4 protein-coding genes and 1 tRNA gene are annotated in these 3,374 nt (G+C 68.0%); 3 read left to right on the top strand and 2 right to left on the bottom strand.

Going from position 1 to position 3,374, the window contains the following annotated elements:
- Positions 1–26 precede the first annotated feature (26 nt).
- Positions 27–794, top strand: coding sequence for a type I methionyl aminopeptidase (gene map, locus AB4Y86_RS15135; protein WP_441403017.1), 768 nt, complete (start codon positions 27–29; stop codon positions 792–794).
- Between the two features lie 62 nt (positions 795–856).
- On the opposite strand, the gene AB4Y86_RS15130 is transcribed toward map, so the two are convergent.
- The gene (locus AB4Y86_RS15130) at positions 857–1,378 is read right to left on the bottom strand and encodes a lipopolysaccharide assembly protein LapA domain-containing protein (RefSeq protein WP_441403016.1); all 522 of its coding nucleotides are present in this window, start codon (positions 1,376–1,378) and stop codon (positions 857–859) included.
- Positions 1,379–1,608: 230 nt separating this feature from the next.
- Between AB4Y86_RS15130 and AB4Y86_RS15125 the strand changes: the two genes are divergently transcribed.
- Positions 1,609–2,625 carry a magnesium and cobalt transport protein CorA gene (locus AB4Y86_RS15125; RefSeq protein ID WP_441403015.1) on the top strand — a complete coding sequence of 339 codons (1,017 nt, stop codon included), beginning with the start codon at positions 1,609–1,611 and terminating at the stop codon, positions 2,623–2,625.
- 104 nt (positions 2,626–2,729) lie between these two features.
- On the opposite strand, the gene AB4Y86_RS15120 is transcribed toward AB4Y86_RS15125, so the two are convergent.
- A tRNA-Arg gene (locus AB4Y86_RS15120) sits at positions 2,730–2,802 on the bottom strand.
- Positions 2,803–3,028: 226 nt separating this feature from the next.
- On the opposite strand from AB4Y86_RS15120, the gene AB4Y86_RS15115 reads away from it, so the two are divergent.
- The coding region (locus AB4Y86_RS15115; protein WP_441403014.1) for a single-stranded DNA-binding protein at positions 3,029–3,374 on the top strand (346 nt) is incomplete at its 3' end.

Raw genomic sequence — 3,374 nt, 5'->3', positions numbered from 1 at the left:
TCACCGGTCCGCCTCGGAAGGAGCCAATGTCCATGATCAAGAGCCCCGACGAGATCGCCCTGATGCGCGAGGCCGGACGGGTGGTGGCGAACACGCTGGCGCTGGTGCGCGAGGCAGCCGACGTCGGCGTGACGCTGAAGGAGCTCGACGGCGTTGCCGCACAGGCGATTGCCGCGGCCGGCGCCACTCCGGCGTTTCTTGACTACCGCCCCCGCTGGGCCTCCGTGCCGTTCCCGGGCGTCATCTGCACAAGTGTCAACGATGCGGTGGTGCACGGCATCCCCAACGACTACCGGCTTGCGGACGGCGACCTGCTGAGCGTGGACTGCGGCGCGTTCCTGGCGGGCTGGTGCGGGGACGCCGCCATCAGTTTCATCGTGGGCACGGCCGATCCGGTGGACCAGGCGCTGATCGATGCCACGGACCAGGCCCTGGCACGGGGGATCGAGGCGGCGCGGATCGGCAACAAGATGGGTGACGTGGCTTATGCGATCGGCGGGGCCGCTCGCCGGGCCGGCTACGGTCTGCTGGCGGACCATGGCGGCCACGGTATCGGCAGGACTATGCACGCGGACCCGCACGTGCCCAACGACGGCCGGCCGGGCCGGGGGATCAAGCTGACCGAGGGGCTGGTCATTGCGATCGAGCCCATGCTGATCCTCGGCCGCAAGGACGACTACTACCACGACGACGACGAGTGGACCCTCCGCTCGGCCAACGGACGCCGGGCAGCCCACAGCGAGCACACCGTCGCGATCACCGCCGACGGTCCGGTCATCCTGACGTTGCCGTAGCGGACCCGGGACCTGCGGGCGGACGGGGCCGTGGGGCGGCCGGGGCCGTCCCCGTCAGGGCGTCAGCGCTGCCGCGCCGCCTGGCCGGCCAGCCGGAGACGCTGACGGTGGGTTGCGAGCCGCAACTGAATGATGCGGGCCGCGCCCGCGATGGCGACCAGGATGCCGCCGCCAACAGCGGCGATGAAAAGGGCGATGCCGAGCGGGACTGCCCCTTCGAGGCCAAAGAACTTCACCTGGACGTATTCCTGGTTCTGGAGGATGAAGACGATGAGCAGGACCAACACCACCAGCGCGCTGGCCACCGCGGCCCACACCATTCCCGCGCGGGTAACGCGGCGGGGTTCCGGTTCCGGCGTCGGCGCTGCCGTGGGCGTTTCGGGGGTCGCGGCGCGGGGGGCTTCCCCGGCCGGTGCCAGTGTGCCGCCCGGCGGGCTGGTGAGGGGAGGGGTGCTCCCACCTGGGCCAGCGGTGTCGTAGCCCCCGTCGATGTACGCGGCCGGGGCCTCAGCCGTGACCGGGGGAGGCGTGGTCGCGGCATCGTTGGGATCCTGGGGATCGAATCCGCGGGGTGTCTGGGTCATGGCGGCCGTACCTTTCGGTTGCGGGCCGGGCACAGGCTTTCCCTGGGCCGCGGCTGTCATCTCAATACTAAGCGTGCTTATGACCAATGGTGCGTGCGGGAGTGGCACGTTGCCGCGAAATGAGGCATGGGGGTCCGGCGAAACGTGCGGCTGTTGGCACCGGGCGGGCGACGGTATAGCGTCACTCCAAAGGGACGCCCTGGCGGGCCGTCCGGCAGGGAGGCGCAGCTGTGACTATCGTCGACAACGCTGTTTACGTGGACGGACACCGGACCGCGGACCCCGAAGACCTGGATGAGACGTACTTCATCCTGCGACAGCGCCAGGGGATGGCCTGGATCGGGCTGTACCGCCCGGACGCTCCGGAGCTCCGCTCGGTGGCCGAGGAATTTGACCTGAACCATCTGGCCGTGGAGGACGCGCTCGCCGGCCATCAGCGCGCCAAGCTTGAACACTACGGCGACACCCTCTTTCTCGTGCTTCGGCCTGCCCGCTACCTGGACGAGGTGGAGAAAGTCCAGTTCGGCGAGATCCACGTCTTCTCCGGCCCCGATTTTGTGGTCACCGTCCGCCACGCGGAGTCGCCGGACCTGGCACGGGTGCGCCGCCGGATGGAATCCGAGCCCGAGTTCCTGGCGCTCGGGCCGGACGCTGTGCTGTACGCCATCCTGGACCAGGTGGTAGACGAATACGAGCCGGTCGCGGCCGGTCTGGAGAACGACGTCGACGAGATCGAGGATGAACTCTTCGCCGCCGATCCCGGCGTCACCCGCCGGATCTATGAACTCTCGCGGCAGGTGATCACGTTCCAGCGCGCGACGGCGCCGCTGGCGGCCATCTTACAGGCGCTCCGGGCGGGCAGCCCCGGCAGGGTGCCCGGGCCGGACTTACAGGACCACTTCCGGGACGTCTTGGACCATGTGTTGCGTCTCAGCGAACGGATCGCGGCATTCCGGGCCCTGCTCCAGAACGCGCTCGCGGTCAACGCCGCCCTTGTGGCACAACGGCAGAACGACGAAATGAAGCTGCTGACGGAATCGAGCATCGCCCAGAACGAACAGACCAAGCGGATCTCGTCGTGGGCCGCCATTCTTTTCGCCCCCACGCTCATCGCGTCGATCTACGGGATGAACTTCCGTCTGATGCCCGAACTCGATTGGCCGTTCGGGTACCCGATGGCGATGGGGCTGATGGTGGTGATGGGGTTGGTTTTGTACGTGATCTTCCGACACAACAAGTGGATCTGAGCGGCGTGCTTCCCAGTGGACGTGGGGGAGCGTCCGAACCGAACGAGAGCGGCTGAAGGGGCGGCTCCGGCCGGCGGATGATCCGCGGCCAGAGCCGCACGCGGTGCCCCAGGAGGGAATCGAACCCCCGACCGGCGGATTAGAAGGCCGCTGCTCTATCCCCTGAGCTACTGGGGCAATCTGGCGTGCCGCCCAGCTTCTGCCGGGAGCGCCTCAAGAAGTTTACAGTGCCGGCGGCGTGCTGCCTGTCAGTGGCGTCCGGGCATTTTCCACTCCCCGCCCCCCGCCCGCCGTGGCGGCCTCGGTTTTCCACATAGGCAAGTCCCGCCCTCGCGGCGCTTCCGCCCCGGCGGGAAGCTGGGAATGCCTGCTAGGGCACGACCAATCGAGACAGGACAACCCCATGAATGACAGCATTACGGTCCGCGGCTTCGTTGCCACGGAGATCAAGACCTCAACGACGCCGGGTGGCGTCGCCACGGCGTCCTTCCGGCTGGGTTCCACCGGGCGGCGCTTTGACCGCGCCGCGAACGCCTGGGTGGACGGCAACACCAACTGGTTCACGGTGCAGGGATACCGTCAACTGGCCGGAAACATGGGCTGCAGCATCAAGAAGGGCCAGCGCGTCATCATCGTCGGCCGGCTCAAGATGCRCAGCTGGGAAAAGGAGGGCCGCGTCTATCACGTGGCTGAGATCGACGCGGAGTCTGTCGGCCACGACCTGATGTGGGGCTCGGCCAACTTCACAC

It is taken from the genome of Arthrobacter sp. 2YAF22_2, assembly GCF_052114645.1.
Taxonomy (GTDB): Bacteria; Actinomycetota; Actinomycetes; order Actinomycetales; family Micrococcaceae; genus Arthrobacter.
Note: the sequence above shows the minus strand (reverse complement) of the source record. Positions and strands in the feature narration are given on the sequence as shown.